We start from the raw sequence: 17,841 nt of genomic DNA, 5'->3' as shown, positions 1-17,841 counted from the left end.
CGCGGTCCCCGCTAGGACACCTGGCGTCGGTGCAGGCGCAGCTTGAGGTTGCGGGGTTCGATGATGCTGCGCCCGATGAGGCTGACCGGGCGGGACGTGGCGGGGGTGAGCTTCCAGTCGGCCAGGACGGTCGCCAGGGGCAGCACGACGTTCATGACGGTGAAGTCGTGTCCGATGCACTTGCGGGACCCGGCCCCGAAGGGCACCATCGCCATCGCCCGCTCGGCCTTGGCCCAGCTGCGTCCGTCGCCGGTCCAGCGCCCCGGGTCGAAACGGTCGGGCTCGGGGAAGAGATCGGGCCGGTGGTGAATGATGTACGGGCTGATCAGGACGTCGGCACCGTCTGCCACGCGGTAGGGGCCCAAGGACGTGTCCGTGACGGCGGTCCTGCTGAACAGCCAGGCGGAGGGCCTGATCCGGAATGCCTCGGTCACCACGGCCGTCAGGGTCGTCAGCCGTGGAAGCTGCTCGTGACGGGCGGGGCCGCCGCCGCAGACCTTCTGTGCCTCGGCCGCGACGGCCGCGTCGAGGTCGTCGTCCAACGAGAGGTAGTACAAGGTCCAGGCGAGCATGGCGGCGGTCGTACTGATACCGGCGATGAACATGGTCATCACCTGCTCGCGCACTTCGGTGTCCGACAGCGCGTTTCCGTCGCCGTCCTCGGCCAGGAACATGGACAGCAGGTCGCCCTGGTCGGTACCGGCGCGGCGGTAGGCGGCGACGGTGGCGTCGATGTGCGCGTACAAGGAGTCCCGGGCCTGTGCGTAGCGCCGGTTGGTCGGCAGCGGCAGGCGGGCGAGGCCGGGCGCGACCATGCGCAGAAACGCGCCACTGACCAGGACGTCCACGTCACCCAGCGTGCGGCGGACCGCGCCGGCGTCCGCACCGGTGTCGTCGAACCATGAGGCCAGCATCGTCGAGACGGTGATCCGCATCGCGAGTTCCTGCATCAGCCGGCGCACGTCCAGGACCTGTCCCTCGCGCCACCCCCGGGTGACGGTCGTGGTCTCGCGGCCCGCCTGCTCCGCGTACCCCGGCAACTTGCCCGGGTGGAAGGCCGGCTGGGTCAGCCGGCGCAGCCGGGTGTGCTTGGCGTTGGGGCAGGTTGCCAGGCCGTCTCCGAAGAACACGGAGATGTTGTCGAAGAAGGGGCCGCCCTTGTCGAAGTCGCGGTGGCGGCGCACGAGGATCTCGGAGACGAGTTCGGGACTGCAGACCACGTAGGTGGGGCGGGGGCCGAGCCGGATCTCCACGAGATCGCCGTAGGACGGCAGACGGGTCAGGAACCGGGTCGGGTCGACGAGCAGCTGCCGCAGGTGGCCCACGCCGGGCAGGGCACCGGGTGCGCGCGGGGCGGGAACGAGGGACGCCGGGAGGCTTGTCGTCGTCATCGTTCAGCTCCCCGCGCCCACGAGGAGACCGGACGCCCAGTCGGGCATGACGCGGTACTGGTCATGGCGTGTGGTGATCCGTTCCCATTCGTAGTCACCGCAGATCCAGTCATGGATGATGTCCGCGTATCCCCGCAGAGCCGCACGCTGACCCCGGTCGACGGCCCGTACCAGTCGTGACAAAGCCCCCTCCTCCAGCTCCACGAGTTCGTCGACCTTTTCCTGGGCGTGGCGGGACGCCTCGGCCAGCGCTTCCTGCCGCGAGCCGCCGCGACTGCGCTGGATGAGGTGGATCGCGTTGAGTCCGCTGGTGACGTCCTCGTGCCTGAGCGACATGGAGTCGTTCCGCAACGCGACGACGTCGGCGCCCAGTTGCCGCATGCGTTGCAGCACGGGGTGGTGCCACAGCTCCGGAGGTACCTCGGTGCCGCCCCACTTCTCGCCCAGGTCGTTCTGGCCGAAGGCGCACGTGGTGGCGGCCCGCAGCGAGAAGTAGTCGGCCAGGTCGCGGTGGGCGAACCCCGTCGTGCGGTCGATCGCCTCCGTCACCTGCGAGGAGAAGTACGACGTCCAGTTGTACGCCACGCGCGTGCGCAGCGGCACGGACATCCCCCGCACCATCCGGCTCCACAGATCGGCGAAGGCCCGCACCGTTGGCGTGTCGTGCGCCTCCGGCCCGGACACTCCGTGCGCGATGCCGATCAGGGCGTTGCAGACAGCCGCCACCGTGCCGGGACGACGACCGATCTCACCGTCCAGCTGGTCGTCGAACGGCAGGAAGTACCAGCCCATCATCTGCGCCGCCGTACAGCATTCCTCGGCACTGGCGTTGGGGTAGAAGAAGGCGGCCACTTCGGCCAGCCGCCAGTCGACGAAGTCCCTCTCGGCCTGCTCGCCGTCCAGCAGGCCGAACCTCCGCATCCAGGCGAGCGCGCTCTCGCGGGCCTGATCCAGGTGCGGGTTGATCCGAAGGGGCCACGGGGTGGTGAAAACGGCTCCGGTTTGCGTCACGCTCGGCTGCTCCTTCGCTGGACTCCCCAGGATGCTGCGCCGACGAGATTGCACACAATCACTCCACCCAGGGGGATCCACTCCAACGGGCGAGCGTACGCAGGAGGCTCCGGGCGCCCCACGGTGATCTTGTGTCCGAATCCGTCACCACCGTTTCACGGATACGTAGTTCGTGATCGGGTCGGACGTGCAGCATGGGGCCGGGCCGTGATCCTCGGGGCCCCGGCCCCGCGATGCGGGCACGCCATGTCACAGCCATTGCGCTGCGAGGATCACGTCATGGCACAGGATGCGGAACAACCGGATACGGAACGGGCACTGCCCGAGCGGCTCGTCGCCCTGCTGACCGGCCACCTCGACGTCGAGGTGGCGCCGGAGCAGCTGACCGTAGAGACGACCTTCGAAAGCCTCGGGATGGACTCGCTGTCGTTGATGGAACTGGTCGTGGCGGCGGAGCAGGAGTTCGGCATCGTCCTTGCCGAGGGCGAGTTGGACCTGTTCCCGGACACCACGCTCGGTGAGGCGGCCCGGGCGTTCGAGCATGCGGCCTGAGATCGCGGTCACCGGGCTCGGCCTGGTGACTCCGGCAGGGCACACGGCGGAGGCGAACTGGACGGCCTTGTGCCGGGGCCGCTCCCTGGCCGCCCCCGACCCCGAACTCGCCGGGTTGCCCGTCGACTTCTCCTGCCAGGTGACCGGATTCGACGCCGCGGCCGAACTCGGCCGGTCGCTCGCCCGGCGCGTGGACCGGTTTATCCACTTCGCCCTGACCGCCGCACGACGGGCTGTCGACGACGCCGCGCTGGACACCGGCACATGGCCGGCGGAGCGGGTCGGAGTCGTGCTCGGAGTCGGGGCCAACAGCCTCAGTACGTACGTCACCGAGTTCGGCCATCTCGGCGCGGACCGGCCCGTGCGGGTCTCGCCGCTCGCGCTGCCGCGCAGTGTGCCGAGCATGGCCGCGGGCGAGGTCGCGATCGACCTGGGTGCCAGGGGGCCGAACTTCACCACGTCCAGCGCCTGTGCCTCGGGCGCGACCGCGATCGGGGTCGCGCGGGACCTGCTGCGGTCCGGGACCTGTGACATCGTGCTGGCCGGCGGCAGCGAGTCCGCGCGCTCCCGCATGACGGCCACCTGCTTCACGCGGATGCGGGCGCTGTCGCGGCGACGCGAACACCCGCAACTGGCCAGCCGTCCCTTCGACGCGGCACGGGACGGCTTCGTCCTCGGGGAGGGCGCGGCCGTCCTCGTCCTGGAACGCCTCTCCCACGCCGACGCCCGCGGGGCACCGGTCCAGGCCGTGCTGCGCGGCTACGGCGCCGGAGCGGACGCACATCATCCGGTGGCCCCGCACCCGGACGGACACGGAGCGGAACGGGTCATCCGCGCCGCGCTGGAGGACGGGGCATGCGACCCGGGAGACGTCGGTCTCGTCCACGCGCACGGCACCTCCACACCGCTGAACGACGCGGCCGAGGCCGCGGCCCTCACCCGGGTCTTCGGAGCGGACACGCCCCCCGTGACGGCCGCCAAGGGCGTGATCGGCCACGCCCTCGGGGCAGCGGGCGCGATCCAGGCGGCCTACACGGTCCTCGCCCTGCGCCATCGGACGGTACCGCCGGTGGCGAACTTCGAGGGCCAGGACGGCGACCACACACTGGACATCGTCGCCGACCAGCCACGCCCGGTGGCCGGGAAAACGGGCCTCAGCTGCTCGTTCGGCTTCGGCGGCCAGAACGCCGTCTTGCTGTTCACAACCGACTGAACTTTGGGGTAGCGCTCGCGGCGGCGGTACGGGGCCTGCTTCTCCTAGCCGTCGTCACATCCCGGTCAGGTGCGGGCGGTGAGCCGTTTGACCTCGCGGAGGACGGGGGCGGTCTCGACGGCCTGGATGCCGGGAAGCGAGCCGATGCGGTGGTCGAGGTGATCGTAGAGGTCGTGGCCGCCGCGGAAGACCCCGGTGGCCACGAGGTTGTGCGGACCAGTGGTGGCGGCTGCGAACGCGATTTCGGGGTGGGTGGCCAGGGCGTGGCCGACGGCGGAGACCTCGCCGGGAGCCACCCGTAGCCAGAGGTGGGTCATCAGGTGGTAGCCCAGGTGCCGGGGCGCGAAGTCCACGGAGAAGCCCAGCGCGCCCTGGGCCCTGAGGCGTTCGAGGCGGCGTTGGACACTGGAGGACGAGCGACCGGTGGCGACCGCGAGCCCGGGCAGGCCGGCCCGGCCGTCCTCGGCCGGCTCGGCGCGGGAGTGATCTCCATGACGGCGAAGGTCGCGCCGCCGATGGTGGCTGCGACGGCACGGCTGTCGGCGGTGGTGGTGGCGGCGGTGTCGAGCTCGCCCACTCCGACGAGGGACAGAACGCCGCGGATGCCACCGGGGGGGGGAGCAGGTTGCGCAGCAGGAGGAACGCGCGGTCGTGGACGTAACGGATCAGCGGGTCGGTGGAGGATGCCGCTCGCGCGGCGCCGCGGAGGAGGACGATCTCTCCGATGGCCGGACGGAGGAGGCGGAGAAGGCATGTGCGGACCGGGTCCGCTGCCCGGTCGGCCCCCGCACCGCACCGTCGTCCCGAACCTCTTCTCGGTCGGCGCGGCCACGTGGCCCGGCCACAGCGTCCCTGGCGCCTCCGGGCGCATCGCGCCAAGGAACTGCGGGGCCACCGAGAGCGGCTCGCGCGAGCCGTCCGCATACCGGAGCCAAACCCAGGCTCCCTACAGTTGTGCCACAGGGCACCGGCGGAAGGGTGAACATGGTTCCGGACGGCGGCATACTCCGGCTGACGGACGACCTGCGGGCGCTGACCGCGGCCTGGGAGAGGGCCCCGCTGGTCGCCGCCCCGTACGACGACTTCGCCGACGTCTTCTCGGTGGAGGCCGCGGAGCGGTTGCTCTTCGGCGGTCTGCCGCTGTCGGCGGTGCGCTTCTTCCGCGACGGCGAGCAGGTGCCGCGCGAGCGGGCCGCGCGGGGCAGGGAGACGGGCGGCCGCAACCGGGAGCGGATCGTCGACGGTGCCAAGGCCGTCCGACAGGTCGCCGAGGGCGCCACCCTGGTCGTCGAGGACCTGCAGACCTACAGCGCGGAGGTGGCCGCCTTCGCCGCCGCCGTGGCGCGGGACACCGGCTACGAGACCGACTGCACGGTCTTCGTCACGCCCGCCCGTGCCCGGGGAGTGGCCCGGCACGCCGACCCCGTCAGCGTCTTCCTCCGCCAGTTGAGCGGCGCGAAGCGATGGCGCGTGAGCACTCCGGACGGGCGGCGGCTGTTGGTGGACGTGGTGCTGAAGGAGGGCGAGTGCCTCTACATTCCCCGCGGCTTCCTGCACGCCGGTGCCACGGCGGACGAGGGATCGGTCCATCTGTCGGTGAGCGTGCGCACGGTGACCTGGGGAACCGTCCTGCGGTCCCTGCTGACCGAGGCGGTGGCGGGCCCCGCCCTGACCGAGCCGCTCCCGCCCGCCTTCGCCGAGGTGGACCGCGCGGAGATGTTCCGGGAACGGATCGCGCTGCTCACCGAGGCCCTGGGCGGTCTCCGCTGGTCCGACGTCCGCCCCTCGTCCTTCCGCACCGCCGACGTTCCCGCACCCCGTGTCCCCGGAGTCCTCACCGCCGCGCTCGCCGGGCCCGGCGGCGGACCCGGCTGAGGCGGGCGGGGCGCGTACGGGTGCGTACGGGCGCGTACCGGGTCAGCGGGGTTCCTCGACCGGACGCGGGGCACCGCGCAAGTAGCGGTGGAGCAGCGACGGTATCCCGTACAGCTCGCAGTGGGCGGTGACGTCGGGGGCGTCGGGCACGGACACCAGGTTGAGTTCGAGCAGCCGCGCCAGCACCTGGCCGGCGGAGCCGGGCCGGCCGTCGGTCAGGCCCGGGACGTCGTCGCCGCGGAAGACCGGGCCGGCCAGCCCGCCGAGCCGGGTCACCGCGCTGCGGCAGTCGGCGGGCAGAGCGCGCAGGCAGTCGTCGAAGCGGGCCCGTACGGACAGGTCTCCCACCGACAGTTCGTCGAAGAGCGCGCTCTCGTCGGCGAGCCGGTCGGCGTACCGACCGAGGCCCATGTGCCGCATCATCGCCAGCTTCGTGCCGACGATGCGCACCGCGAGCGGGACCCGGCCGCAGATCTCGACCACGCGTTCGGCGTCCGCCGTCTCGGCCGGCGGCCACCGCCGGCCGCTGAGCCGGCCCAGCAGCTCCAGCGCCTCGGCGCGGGTGAACGCGCCCAGCTCCGTGCGCAGCACCGCCTCCAGGCCGCCCAGTCTGCGCCGGCTGGTCACCAGGACCCGGCTGCCGCCCGCGCCGGGCAGCAGCGCGCGGACCGTGGCCTCGTCGACCGCGTCGTCCAGGACGACCAGCGCGGTGCGGTCCACGAGCCGGCACCGCCACAGCACGACCGGGTCCCCGCCCGCAGGCGAGGCCGCTTCCGGGAAGCCGGCCTGGCGCAGCAGCTCGGCGGCGATGTCGGAGGGCCGGCGCGGCAGCCCGTCCGCACCGCGCAGGACGCTGAAGAGCAGTCCGTCGGGGAAGCGGTGCTTGACCAGGTGGGCGGTCCGTACGGCCACGGCCGTCTTGCCCACTCCCACCGGTCCGGTGACGACGGCCACGTCGATGCGCGAGCCGGGGTCGCCGAGCGCCTCGCCCAGCCGGCCGACCACCTCGCGACGGCCGACGAAGTCCGGTACGTCGCGCGGCAGATGATTGGCCTGATACCGCCGCGCGGGGGCCGCGCCGGACGCCTCCGCGGCCGCAGGGTCCGGCCGCGGAGCGGTCCCCTCCAGGATCCTCCGGTGGAGCCGGGTCAGGACCGGACTCGGCTCGATGCCGAACTCCCTGGCCATGCGCTGCCGTACGTCGTCGTAGTGGGCCAGCGCCTCGGCGTGGCGGCCGCAATGGACCAGCGCGGTCATCCTGGCGACCCCGAGCCGTTCCCGGAAGGGGTTTTCGGCGACCAGTTCGTCGATGGTGTCGAGGATTTCCGCGTGGTTCCCGAGTGCGGACTGGATCTCCGCCCAGTCCTCATAGACCGCCAGATATCTGGCATCGAGCCGGGACGTCTCCCGCACGATGCGGGAATGAGCAGAGAATTCCGGGAGCGCCGGCCCCCGCCAACATCGCAGCGCGGCACCGAGAAGGCGCGCCGCGGCCTCCTTGTCGTCCTGGCGGCGCAATCGGCGCCCACTCGCGGTGAACGCCTCGAATCTCAGCAGATCCAGTTCCTCCGGGGCGGCGTCCACCACGTAGCCGGGGGAGGACCAGCGGATGCGGCCGCCGATGGCCTTGCGCAGCGCCGCGACGTAGACCTGAAGGTTCTTGCGGGCGGTGCGTGGCGGGTCCGCGTGCCACAAGGTGTCGGTGAGCTGTTCGGTGGACACCACGGAGTTGGCATTGCACAGAAGGGAGGCCAGCAGTAATCGCTGTTTGGGCGGCCCCGGATCCACAGGGTGGTCGCCCACGGTGACGGTCAGCCGCCCGAGGATTCCGAAACTGACGGGCGGTTTCCGGTCATGGTCCGGTCCCTGATGCATCGTGCGCCCCCCTGGAGATGACGGTGCTTGCCCCCCGGCTTTTCCGTAGCCGCGGTGCGGGGGCATGTCAAGAACGCGAGTGCGATTCGCGCGGCCGGCGGGGCGACGCGTGCTCGATACATGGAGACCAACTGCCCGCATACCGCTTCCAAACCGGGGCTTCCTAGCGTGGCGGACAAGCCGTCGGAAGACCTCCGACGGCGCCACGGAGGGGAGACGGACCATGGCCAACGACGACGTCGCCGCGCACGGCGAGGAAGAGCGGCCCGACGACGTGATCGCCCACAGCGCGGGCACACCCGCGGCCCGGGGCGACTGCGGCATCCAGCTCGGCAACACCCCGGACGACGAGGACACGGACGTCGTCGCGCACAGCGCCGAGGAGCGCGAGGGGGACTACCAGCCCTGCGGCGTCCAGCTCGGCGTCACCGGGGACGAGGACGACGTCGTCGCCCACAGCGACCGGGAGGACGAGGGCTTCGAGCCCTGCGGCGTCCAGCTCGGCAGCACCTGAGCAACGACCCGGCCGGACCGGCCGTTCCCGAGCAACCATCCGGCCGGACCGGCCGTTCCTGAGCCCGACCCGGCCGGACCGGCCGTCCGCCGGCCCGCGCGGCCGCGCCACGTGCCCGCGCGGGCCGGTCCTCCTCCCGCCCTTCCGCCGTCTGGAGAGACATGATCGGCACCCGCCTGGACGAGGTCGACGCCCCACGGCTGATCAGCAGCGCCCACGGGTGGTGGTTCATCGGCAACCGGACCTGGACGCTGCTCCGGCCCGGGCACGTCGCCCCGGACGGGACGGTGCGGGCCGACATCGACGCGTTCCTCCGTACCAAGGGCGCCTACCGTCCGCGCCTCGCGACCTCGTACTCCCTGACGGTGCTCACGAGCACGGCCTGCAACCTCGGCTGCGGGTACTGCTTCCAGAACACCGACCTCGACCGGAGCGGCGGCCACCGCCCGCCGCGCATCGGCCGCGAACGGCTCACCTCCGAGATCGTCGACCGGATCGTCGGCTTCACCGCCGCACGCATGGCCGAGGCCGGTCTCGACCGGCTCTACCTGTTGCTCTTCGGCGGCGAGCCGCTGCTCAACCGGCGCGGCTGCCTCGAACTGCTGCGCAGGACGGGGGAGATCGGGCTGTCCTTCGCGACCATGACGACCAACGGGGTGCTGCTCACCCCCGACCTCGCCCGTCGGCTGGAGGCGGCCGGGCTGCGCGGGGCGCAGATCACCTTCGACGGCAGCCGCGAGGACCACGACCGGATCCGCGTCACCCATGCGGGCGGCGGCACCTTCGACGCCATCGTCCGCAATCTTGCCCGTGTCACCGAGGCCACCGGGCTCCGCTGGAACCTCAGGATCAACGTCTCGCACCACAACTTCGACCGCATCGGCGAGCTGTTCGACCAACTCGGCACCCGCATCGACCCCGCGCGCTGCACCATGACCTTCGCCTGGGTGGGCGACGCCGGCTTCGGCTACGGCAACGACCTGCGCCACGCCGACGAGGTCTGCGAGGGCTTCGTGGCCTGGCACATCGCCGCACTGGAGGCAGGATTCGAAGTGGCACGCCCCGGCATGCGGACGACCTGCCAGATCTGCTCCGCACCGGGCGGCCGGACGGGCGCGGTCGTCAACGCGGACGGCACCCTCTACAGCAGCTGGCAGTCCGCCGGGAAGCACGGCTTCGCCGTCGGCACCGTCGACGACGGCTACCTCGACGTCGACCGGGTCCGGGACCGCTGGGTGACCTGCGGGTACGAGTACGAGCAAGCGGACCCGAAGACGACGGCCGCGTTCCAGGACCGCGTCGACGGCCGGGTCCTGGACTACCTGTACACCTCGGGCCGCCTGTGAGCCCGCGCCCGCCGGCCCCCGGGATCCTGCGCCGCAACCGCGCCTACCGGCTGGCGTTCCTGGCCGACCTGACCTCGGGCCTGGGCACCGGCATCTCCGCCATCGCCTTCCCCCTCCTCGTGCTCGGGATCGGCGGCGGCGCCGCGCGGGCCGGCTCCGTGGCCACGGTCTCGCTGGTGACGCGGCTCCTCTTCCGGCTGCCCGCGGGCCATCTGGTGGACCGGTGGCGGCCGCGTACGGTCATGGTGAGCACGGACCTGGTGCGGCTCGTCCTGATCGGCAGCATTCCGGCGGCCGGTGCGCTGGGCGCGCTGACCTATCCGCACCTCCTGCTCGTCGCCGCCGGCGAGGGGCTGGCCACCGCGCTCTTCGGCCCCGCCGCGATCAGCCTGACGCGGGACGTCGTCGCCGAGGAGGAGCTCGCGGACGCCCTCGGCCTGGGCCAGGCCGTCCAGGCCGTCACCGCCCTGGTCGGACCGGCGACGGGCGGCGCCCTGTACGCCGCGGACCGGATGCTGCCCTTCGTGTGGGACGCCGCGTCGTACCTGCTCTCCGCCGTGCTGCTGGGCCTGATCACGGCGGGCGCCGCGGGGACGGACCGCACCGGGAACCGGACCCCGCGCGAGGGCGACGGGATCACCGCCGGCATCCGTTGGCTGGTCGGCCAGCGGACCCTCTTCACGATCATGCTCTACGGCAGCATCGTCAACCTCGTCTGCGCCGCCATGGACGTCATGGTCGTGGCCGTCCTCCGCTCGCACGGCGAATCCGGCAACCGGACCGGGCTCATCCTGTCCTGCGCCGGGGTGGGGGCCGTCGCGGGCGCCCTGCTCGCCCCACGCCTGGTGAAAGCCCTGAGCGTACGGACGATCCTCCTCGGCATCGGCACGGTGTGGACGACCGTCCCGGCGGTCTTCGCGGCGGTGTACTCCCCCTTGCTCACCGGCGCGCTGCTCACGGTGCTGATGACCCTCTCGCCCGCGGCCGGCGTGGCGATCGGCCGGGCGCTGTACTCCTGCACCCCCCGTCGGCTCGTCGGCCGGGTCAGCGCCGCCACCAGCGTCCTGCTGATGGGGCTGGCGGCGCTGGGCCCCGTCACGGCCGGCGCGCTCTTCGACGCCTTCGGCGGCCGGGGCGCCTGGTGGTGCATGGCCGCCACCATGGCGGTGGCCACGGCGGCCGGTTGGCTTCCCCTGCGCGCGGCCCGGGACCTGACGGCACCCGCACCCGACGCCGAGGACGCGGCGGACACGCAGGACGCGGCGGCCACGGAGGACACGCAGGACGCGGCGGCCACGGAGGACACGACGAGCGGGGACGACCCGGATCGCGCGGGACGGCCCGGGCCCGGAGCCGCCGCCCCGCCCGGCAACCGGCGCGCCGGCCCCTCGACCGCGTGACCCCGGGAGGACGACCATGCACCTGGCCGACATCATGGCGGCCCGCCCCGTGCCGGCCGGCGGAGTGCTGGTCGCCCTGACGGCACGCTGCCCGCTGCACTGCGCCCACTGCTCCACGGCCTCGACCATGGCCGGCGGCCACGCCGACGCGGCCGTCCTGCGCCGCTTCTTCGCCGGCTTCACCACCGACGACCACCCCGGCATCGCCCTCTTCACCGGCGGCGAACCCCTGCTGCGCCCCGCGCTGCTCACCGAACTGGCCACCGCCGCCCGCGCCGTCGGGACCCGTACCGCCGTGCTCACCGGCGGCTTCTTCGCCCGGCACGGCACCGTCCCGGCCGCGGTCCTGGCGGTCGCCGAGGCCGTCGACCACTTCTCCCTGAGCATCGACGCCTTCCACGAACGGGAGGTCCCGCGCCGCGCCGTCCTCGGTGCGCTGCGCCTGCTGCTGGACCGGGCGGTCGACGTCAGCCTCCACATCGTCGGCGACGGTCCGGCCGACCCGTACCTCGCCGACGTCACCGCCGACGTCCTGCGGGCCTTCGGCGATGCGGTCCCCATGCTCGTCGGCGAAATCCGCCCCGCGGGCCGGGCCGCGGCATGGGCCGCCCGCCCCGCCGCCGCCGACACCGGCGAGCCCTGCGCCATGGCCGCCTGGCCGGTGCTGACCGTCGACGGCACCATCACCGCCTGCTGCAACCAGGACGTCGTCGACGGCCCCGCCCGGCCCGCCCACCTCCGGCTCGGCTCCGCCGCCACGGACGACTGGGCCGCCGTACGGGAGCGGGCGACGGGATCCCCCGTCCTGCGGACCATCCGCTCGCTCGGCCCCCCGGCCGGCCCCCGGGACACGTGCGCCAACTGCCGCGCGCTCGGCGAGAATCCCGATGCGCTGCGCCGGGCGCACACCACCGGGGAGGGGCCCGTCGGCGCCCTGCTCGACTGGGAAGCCACCCGCCGCAGGGTCGCGGCGGGCCCGGTGGCCCTGGCCCGCCGCTACGGATGCCCGCCGTACGCCGGGCTCGTCGCCCCCCGGACCCCGCCGGTCGAGGGGCGGTCGCCGTGACGGCGGGGCCGGACCACGGCGTCCGCCTCCGGCACGTCCTGGGCCTCGCCGGGCCCGCCCTGGAGCGGTCGACCGCGGCGCTGTGGAGCCGGCCCGGGCTGGAGCGCCGCTACCCGGCCTACCTGACGGCGATGCACGAGATCGTCCGGGCCTCCGTACCGCTGATGGAGACCGCCGCCCTGCACTGCGACCGCACGTCCGGATCGCTGCGGGCCTATCTGCGCCACCACGCCCGGGAGGAGCGCGGCCACGACGCCTGGCTGCTGGAGGATCTGGCGGCCGCCGGCGAGGACCCGTACGCCCCCGGGCGCACCCCGCCCCGGCCCCTGGTCGCGGCCCTCGTCGGCGCCCAGTACTACTGGATCCGCCACTACCACCCCGCCTGCCTCCTCGGTTACATCGCCGCCCTGGAGTCCAACGCGCCCGCGCCACTCCTGGCCGGCAGGCTCGCGGCGGCCACCGCGCTGCCGGACGCCGCCTTCCGCACGCTGCGCCATCACGCGCACGCCGACACCGGCCACAGCGCGGCCGTGTTCGACCTCCTGGACCGGCTGCGGCTGACGCCACCACAGGTGCACGCGGTCACGCTGAGCGCCCTGCACACCGTCGCCGCCTTGACGGACCTCTTCGACACCCTGGGAGCCATCGCATGAACGACGACACGAACGACGACACGAACGAGCTCACGGGCGACGACACATGGGACGCGCTCGGCGCGCTGGAGGCGGCGGGCTTTCCCGTCACCGCCTTCACCGACGAGCAACGGGAGGTCTTCGCCCGGCTCACGGCCGGCGAGGTAACGCTGCTGGCGGATCTCCGGAGCCGGCTCGACGCCGTGGAACCCGAGGTCCAGGCGCACAACGTCATCGCCGGCGCCGCCCTCTTCTGACCGCACGCCACACCCGTCACCGGCCCCCAGGAAGGCAGGCACCGCCCCATGCAGTGCACCGGTTGCGGCACCGCCCTTCCCGGCGGTGCGCGGTTCTGCCCGGCCTGCGGCAACCCGTCGCCCCCCGGCGACCACGCCCCCGCCGCGCCGGCCGAGACGCGCAAGGTCGTCACCGTCGTCTTCTGCGACCTGGTGGGCTCGACCGCGCTGTCCGGACGGCTCGACCCGGAGATCCTCCGGCATGTGACGCTGCGCTACTTCACGCTGATGCGGCAGCGGATCGAGGAGTACGGCGGGACGGTGGAGAAGTTCATCGGGGACGCCGTCATGGCGGTCTTCGGCGTCCCCACGCTCCATGAGGACGACGCCCGGCGGGCCGCGGCCGCCGCCCTCGGCATGCTCGACGCCCTCGACGGCTACAACCAGGAGCTCGCCGCCACCTACGGCGTCCGGCTGGACGTCCGTATCGGGGTCAACACCGGCGAGGTGGTCGCCACCACGGACGCCTCCGTGCGGCAGGCGCTGGTCTCGGGCGAGGTGGTCAACGTCGCGGCCCGGCTTGAGCAGCACGCCCCCGCCGGGTCCGTCCTCATCGGAGCCGCCACCCGGGAGGCGGCCGGCGGCTCCGTCGTCGTCGAGCCCACCGGGCCGCTGCGGCTGAAGGGGAAGGACGGGGAGACCACCGCCTACCGGCTGCTCGCGGTCCGTCCGGACGATCCGGAGCTGGTACGGCGGTTCGACGTGCCGTTCATCGGCCGGGAGGCCGAACTGGCCGCGCTGCGCGGGATCACCGACCGGGTGGCGCGCGAGGCCGCCGCCCGGGTGGCGCTGATCAGCGGCGAAGCCGGCATCGGCAAGACCCGGCTGGTCCGGCAGTGGCTCGGCGGTCCCGGCGGCGGCCCGGACGCCCGCCACGGCAGCGGACGCTGCCACCCCTTCCGGCACCGGGGATCGCTGAGCCCGCTGGCCGACGCCCTGCGGCAGCTGCTCGACAGGCCGGACGTCCGCCGGACGGTGACCTCCTCCCCGGAGGCCGCCCCGGCCCTGCCGGTCCTCGACCGCGGCCTGCTCGCCGACGGCATGCCGGCCCCGTCCCTCGGCGACGCCTGCGCGGCCGTCGTCCGCGTCCTGCGGGCGGCGGCCCGCGACGGCACCCGGGTGCTGGTCCTCGACGACTGCCAATGGGCCGACCCGGCACTGCCGGACGTCGTCGACCGGATCGCGGCGGCGCTCTCGGACTCACCGGTGCTGTTCGTGTGCGCCGGCCGACCGGAACTGCTGGAGAAGCGGTGGGGCGGGCCCGGGGAGTCCCCCGACCGTGTCGTCGTCCCCCCGCTCACCCCTCACCAGTCCACCCTGCTGGCAGCCCGGCTCGGCGCGTCCGCACCGGTGGACCCCGGCGCGGCCGGGCGGGCGGTCGAGCGTGCGGAGGGCAACCCCTTCGTCCTGGAGCAGCTCCTCGCGGTCATCGCCGAGAACGGTGCCGGAGCCCGGCTGCCGCTCACCGTCCACGCCCTGCTGACCGCACGGATCGACGCCCTGCCGCGGGCCACCCGTGGCACGCTCGACCGGGCGGCGGTCGCCGGCCGCGACTTCGACGCGGCGACGCTGGCCGAGCTGGCCGCCCGGTCGGACGACCCCGCGGCCGTCGTGCCCGAGGCGCTGGAGGCCCTGACCCGGCGGCGACTGGTGGAACCACTGCCCGGCCGGGCGGGCGCCCACCGCTTCACCAGCGCACTCGTCCACGAGGTCACCTACGGGGCGGTGCCCAAGCTCGTCCGGTCCGCGACCCACGAACTGCTCGCCCGCGTCCTTGAGGAACGCGGCGCCGGCGACGCGGTGACCGGCGGTCACCTGGAACGGGCCCACCGGTTGCGCGCCGGCCTCGGCCTGTCCGACGAGCACGCCGAGGCCGTCCGGCGGTCGGCCGCGCGGCGGCTGACCGCCGCCGGCGACACCGCCCTCGCCCGCGCCGACCTGTCCTGGGCCGCCGACCTGCTGCGCCGGGCCACCGAACTCGCCCGCCCCGAGGAGGAGCCGTGGGCGGTGGGCGCCGAACGCCTGGGCGAGGCCCTCGCGCTGCTCGGCCGGACGGCCGAGGCCGCCGACCTGCTGCGTCGGGCCCTGCGCGCCGCCGAACGGGCGCGGGACGACCGCACCGCCGCCCACGCCCGGATGCAACTGGCCGCCCTGGAACCGGGCACGGACATGGCCGCGGCGGCCGCGGCCGCCCGTGAGGCGATGCCGGTCTTCCGCGCCCGCACCGACGACCTGGGCCTGGCCAGGGCCCATCTGCGGCTCGCCCAGGAGCGGCAGGTCCTGGGCCTGCACGGTACGGCCCGGGACCTGCTCGCCGTGTCTCTGCGGCACGCCGAACGCGCCGGCGCCGAGCGGGAACGGGCCATGGCCCTCGGCGCGACGGGGGTCTCCCTGTGGCTCGGGCCGGAACCCGCGGAGCAGGGCATCGCACAGTGCTCCGCGCTGCTGGCCGGGCAGGGACCGGACCGGGGCAGCGTCCGCCTCACCCTGAACTGTCCGCTCGCCGTCCTGCTCGCCCTGCGTTGCCGCTTCGACGAGGCCCGCGCCTGCCTGGACACGGCCCGCGGCCTCGCCCGCGACCTGGGCTACGCGGAGTCGGAGCTCTTCCTGCCGATCTTCGCCGCCGAGGTCGAGGCCCTGGCGGGGCGCTACGAGGCCGCCGAGCGGCTGCTGCGGCGGGCCGTCGGCGCGTGCCGCCGGGCGGGCGACAGCGCGCTGCTCGCCCGGGCCTCCCGGGCCCTGGCCCGGGTGCTCCTGGAGCGGGGACGTCCCGATGAGGCGCGGCGGTTCGCGGAGGGCACCGGCCCCGCCCCGGCACCGTCCGAGGCCGCCGACCTCGCCGGGATACGGGCCCGCCTCGCCGCCGGCGGGGACCGGGAGGCGGCGCTGTCCGCGGCCCGGCGGGCGGAGGCCGAGGCCCGGCGGACCGACTCGCCCGTCGTCCGTGCCGTCGCGGCCCTCGACCTGGCCGAGACCCACCTGCTGCTGTCCGCGCCGGACCGGGCGGCGCGTGCCGCGCGCGTCGCGCGGCGTCACTTCACTGCCAAGGGCCATCTGCCCGGGGTGGGCGTGGTCCGGGAACTGCTGCGCGAGGGGAGGCCCGCATGAGCCGTCCCGACCCGCCGTCCGCCGACCGCCCACCGTTCCCGGCGGCGCTGAGCTGGGGGCTGCGCGGCCGCGACGCCGCGGACATCACCGTGACCACCAGCTGGGACCGGGCACCCACCCCCGCGTGGCTGTGGGGCGGCTCGCGCGGCAGAGGCGCCCGCGTGTGCGTCGTCGACAGCGGGGTGGAGCGCGACCACCCCCTGGTCGGTCCCGTCGACGGCGCGTACGTCGTGGTCGCCGACGGCGACGGACACGCGGTCGAGGAGACGGACACCGGCGACGTGTGCGGCCACGGCACCGCGTGCGCCGGCGTGATCCGCGAAGTCGCCCCGGAATGCGAGCTGTACAGCGTGCGGGTCCTCGGGGAGAGCTTCTCCGGATCGGGGCGGGCGCTGCTGGCCGGGCTGCGCTGGGCGGTCCGGCAGGGATTCGACGTGATCAACATGAGCCTGTCGACGACCCGCCGGCAGTTCGCCGACGAACTCCGCGAGCTCGCCGACGAGGCGTTCTTCCGCCGGACGGCCCTCGTGGCATCGGCCCACAACTCCCCGGTGGAGAGCTTCCCCTGGCGCTTCTCCTCGGTCATCTCCGTGGGCAGCCACGACCGCGAGGACCCGTCGCTGGTGCTGTACAACCCCCGGCCGCCGGTGGAGTTCTTCGCCCACGGCCAGAACGTCACGGTGGCCTGGCCCGGCGGCGGCACGATTCAGAGCACCGGCAACAGCTTCGCCACGCCGCGGGTCTCCGGGCTCTGCGCCCTCGTGCTCGCCCGGCACCCGGGCATGACCGTCTTCCAGCTGAAGACCGCTCTCCACCTGACCGCTCGCAACGTCCGCCTCCCGGGAGGCGCGGGAAACGAGGTGCGCAGTGCCGCAGGACGACAACCAGAGGGCTGAGGCGGCGACGTCCGCGGCGCGACCGGCCGACGACCGGAGCGGACGACTGCTGCAGTCGGTCGTGGACGTGGCCCGGGCGATCTTCGGGGCCGCGGCGAGCTCCATCTTCCTGCTGGACGAGGCGTCGGGGGAGCTGGTCTTCGAGGCGGTGTCGGGCGAGGGCGAGGAGTTCCTGGTGGGGACGCGGTTCCCGGCCGACCGGGGCATCGCGGGCTGGGTGGTCACCTCGGGGGAGGCCGTGGTGGCCGACGACCTGGCGGGCAGCCGCACCTTCGCCCGCGACCTGGCCGAGTCGACCCGCTACGTGCCCGACTCCCTGATGGCGGCACCCCTCGTGGAGGACGGGGCCGTGCTCGGCGTCCTGGAGGTCCTCGACCCCTCGCCCCGGGTGCGGTCCAGCCTGAGCGAGCTCGACCTCCTCTCCCTTTTCGCCGGGCAGGCCGCCACCGCCCTCGGCGTCGTGCGCGACCGCCGCCGGGAGGCCGCCCCACGGGAGGAGCCGGGCCCGCTGGACGCCCAGGGTGCCGAGATCGGCGTACAACTCGTCGAGGCATTCAAGGAGTTCCTGCGGGAGAGGACGAACACGCTCAACTGAAACGCCCGGCGGAGTTCGGTGACGTTGCCTCCTGCTCGCCACCGGTCCCGCGCTGTCCGCACATCCGGGCA

The 17,841-nt window shown here is 74.0% G+C and carries 16 protein-coding genes; 12 read left to right on the top strand and 4 right to left on the bottom strand.

What is annotated here, in order from left to right; all coding sequences use genetic code 11:
* Positions 1–11: 11 nt before the first annotated feature.
* Positions 12–1,391, bottom strand: coding sequence for a cytochrome P450 (locus tag LE181_RS06675; protein ID WP_225660221.1), 1,380 nt, complete (start codon positions 1,389–1,391; stop codon positions 12–14).
* A gap of 3 nt (positions 1,392–1,394) precedes the next feature.
* Positions 1,395–2,402: a terpene synthase family protein gene (locus LE181_RS06670; RefSeq protein ID WP_225660220.1), complete on the bottom strand. Its 1,008-nt coding sequence runs from the start codon at positions 2,400–2,402 to the stop codon at positions 1,395–1,397.
* 279 nt (positions 2,403–2,681) lie between these two features.
* Between LE181_RS06670 and LE181_RS06665 the strand changes: the two genes are divergently transcribed.
* Both LE181_RS06665 and LE181_RS06660 read left to right on the top strand, forming a co-directional pair.
* Positions 2,682–2,954 carry an acyl carrier protein gene (locus tag LE181_RS06665; protein WP_225660219.1) on the top strand — a complete coding sequence of 91 codons (273 nt, stop codon included), beginning with the start codon at positions 2,682–2,684 and terminating at the stop codon, positions 2,952–2,954.
* Positions 2,944–4,167, top strand: coding sequence for a beta-ketoacyl-[acyl-carrier-protein] synthase family protein (locus tag LE181_RS06660; protein WP_225660218.1), 1,224 nt, complete (start codon positions 2,944–2,946; stop codon positions 4,165–4,167). The genes LE181_RS06665 and LE181_RS06660 overlap by 11 nt, the downstream gene beginning before the upstream one ends.
* Positions 4,168–4,232: 65 nt before the next feature.
* On the opposite strand, the gene LE181_RS06655 is transcribed toward LE181_RS06660, so the two are convergent.
* The gene (locus LE181_RS06655) at positions 4,233–4,520 is read right to left on the bottom strand and encodes an Lrp/AsnC family transcriptional regulator (RefSeq protein WP_225660217.1); all 288 of its coding nucleotides are present in this window, start codon (positions 4,518–4,520) and stop codon (positions 4,233–4,235) included.
* 631 nt (positions 4,521–5,151) lie between these two features.
* On the opposite strand from LE181_RS06655, the gene LE181_RS06650 reads away from it, so the two are divergent.
* Positions 5,152–6,042: a JmjC domain-containing protein gene (locus LE181_RS06650; RefSeq protein ID WP_225660326.1), complete on the top strand. Its 891-nt coding sequence runs from the start codon at positions 5,152–5,154 to the stop codon at positions 6,040–6,042.
* A 42-nt stretch (positions 6,043–6,084) separates the two neighbouring features.
* On the opposite strand, the gene LE181_RS06645 is transcribed toward LE181_RS06650, so the two are convergent.
* Complete coding sequence (locus tag LE181_RS06645) at positions 6,085–7,917, bottom strand: AfsR/SARP family transcriptional regulator (protein WP_225660216.1); 1,833 nt, start codon at positions 7,915–7,917, stop codon at positions 6,085–6,087.
* Positions 7,918–8,140: 223 nt separating this feature from the next.
* Between LE181_RS06645 and LE181_RS06640 the strand changes: the two genes are divergently transcribed.
* From LE181_RS06640 to LE181_RS06600, 9 genes are all read left to right on the top strand, one after another.
* A complete protein-coding gene (locus tag LE181_RS06640) occupies positions 8,141–8,431 on the top strand; it encodes a hypothetical protein (protein WP_225660215.1) in 291 nt (96 codons plus the stop codon).
* A gap of 161 nt (positions 8,432–8,592) precedes the next feature.
* A complete protein-coding gene (locus LE181_RS06635) occupies positions 8,593–9,777 on the top strand; it encodes a radical SAM protein (RefSeq protein WP_225660214.1) in 1,185 nt (394 codons plus the stop codon).
* Positions 9,774–11,177, top strand: coding sequence for an MFS transporter (locus LE181_RS06630; RefSeq protein WP_225660213.1), 1,404 nt, complete (start codon positions 9,774–9,776; stop codon positions 11,175–11,177). Before LE181_RS06635 ends, LE181_RS06630 begins: the two co-directional genes overlap by 4 nt.
* Positions 11,178–11,193: 16 nt before the next feature.
* On the top strand, positions 11,194–12,243 hold the full coding sequence (locus LE181_RS06625; RefSeq protein ID WP_225660212.1) for a radical SAM protein: 1,050 nt from the start codon (positions 11,194–11,196) through the stop codon (positions 12,241–12,243).
* Positions 12,240–12,896, top strand: a complete 657-nt coding sequence (locus tag LE181_RS06620; protein WP_225660211.1) for an iron-containing redox enzyme family protein — start codon at positions 12,240–12,242, stop codon at positions 12,894–12,896. Before LE181_RS06625 ends, LE181_RS06620 begins: the two co-directional genes overlap by 4 nt.
* The gene (locus tag LE181_RS06615; RefSeq protein ID WP_225660210.1) at positions 12,893–13,132 is read left to right on the top strand and encodes an aroma-sacti cluster domain-containing protein; all 240 of its coding nucleotides are present in this window, start codon (positions 12,893–12,895) and stop codon (positions 13,130–13,132) included. The genes LE181_RS06620 and LE181_RS06615 overlap by 4 nt, the downstream gene beginning before the upstream one ends.
* A gap of 48 nt (positions 13,133–13,180) precedes the next feature.
* On the top strand, positions 13,181–16,279 hold the full coding sequence (locus tag LE181_RS06610; RefSeq protein WP_225660209.1) for an adenylate/guanylate cyclase domain-containing protein: 3,099 nt from the start codon (positions 13,181–13,183) through the stop codon (positions 16,277–16,279).
* Positions 16,276–17,175 carry a S8 family peptidase gene (locus LE181_RS06605; protein WP_225660208.1) on the top strand — a complete coding sequence of 300 codons (900 nt, stop codon included), beginning with the start codon at positions 16,276–16,278 and terminating at the stop codon, positions 17,173–17,175. Before LE181_RS06610 ends, LE181_RS06605 begins: the two co-directional genes overlap by 4 nt.
* On the top strand, positions 17,147–17,770 hold the full coding sequence (locus tag LE181_RS06600) for a GAF domain-containing protein (protein ID WP_372458269.1): 624 nt from the start codon (positions 17,147–17,149) through the stop codon (positions 17,768–17,770). Before LE181_RS06605 ends, LE181_RS06600 begins: the two co-directional genes overlap by 29 nt.
* Positions 17,771–17,841: the final 71 nt, after the last annotated feature.

The sequence above is a fragment of the Streptomyces sichuanensis genome (genome assembly GCF_020328095.1).
Taxonomy (GTDB): Bacteria; Actinomycetota; Actinomycetes; order Streptomycetales; family Streptomycetaceae; genus Streptomyces; species Streptomyces cinnamoneus.
Note: the sequence above shows the minus strand (reverse complement) of the source record. Positions and strands in the feature narration are given on the sequence as shown.

Excerpts from the sequence above, each read along its gene's own strand:
- LE181_RS06675 (WP_225660221.1), bottom strand. The coding sequence starts at position 1,391 with ATGACGACGACAAGCCTCCCGGCGTCCCTCGTTCCCGCCCCGCGCGCA.
- LE181_RS06665 (WP_225660219.1), top strand. The coding sequence starts at position 2,682 with ATGGCACAGGATGCGGAACAACCGGATACGGAACGGGCACTGCCCGAG.
- LE181_RS06660 (WP_225660218.1), top strand. The coding sequence starts at position 2,944 with ATGCGGCCTGAGATCGCGGTCACCGGGCTCGGCCTGGTGACTCCGGCA.
- LE181_RS06650 (WP_225660326.1), top strand. The coding sequence starts at position 5,152 with ATGGTTCCGGACGGCGGCATACTCCGGCTGACGGACGACCTGCGGGCG.
- LE181_RS06645 (WP_225660216.1), bottom strand. The coding sequence starts at position 7,917 with ATGCATCAGGGACCGGACCATGACCGGAAACCGCCCGTCAGTTTCGGA.
- LE181_RS06640 (WP_225660215.1), top strand. The coding sequence starts at position 8,141 with ATGGCCAACGACGACGTCGCCGCGCACGGCGAGGAAGAGCGGCCCGAC.
- LE181_RS06635 (WP_225660214.1), top strand. The coding sequence starts at position 8,593 with ATGATCGGCACCCGCCTGGACGAGGTCGACGCCCCACGGCTGATCAGC.
- LE181_RS06625 (WP_225660212.1), top strand. The coding sequence starts at position 11,194 with ATGCACCTGGCCGACATCATGGCGGCCCGCCCCGTGCCGGCCGGCGGA.
- LE181_RS06615 (WP_225660210.1), top strand. The coding sequence starts at position 12,893 with ATGAACGACGACACGAACGACGACACGAACGAGCTCACGGGCGACGAC.
- LE181_RS06610 (WP_225660209.1), top strand. The coding sequence starts at position 13,181 with ATGCAGTGCACCGGTTGCGGCACCGCCCTTCCCGGCGGTGCGCGGTTC.
- LE181_RS06605 (WP_225660208.1), top strand. The coding sequence starts at position 16,276 with ATGAGCCGTCCCGACCCGCCGTCCGCCGACCGCCCACCGTTCCCGGCG.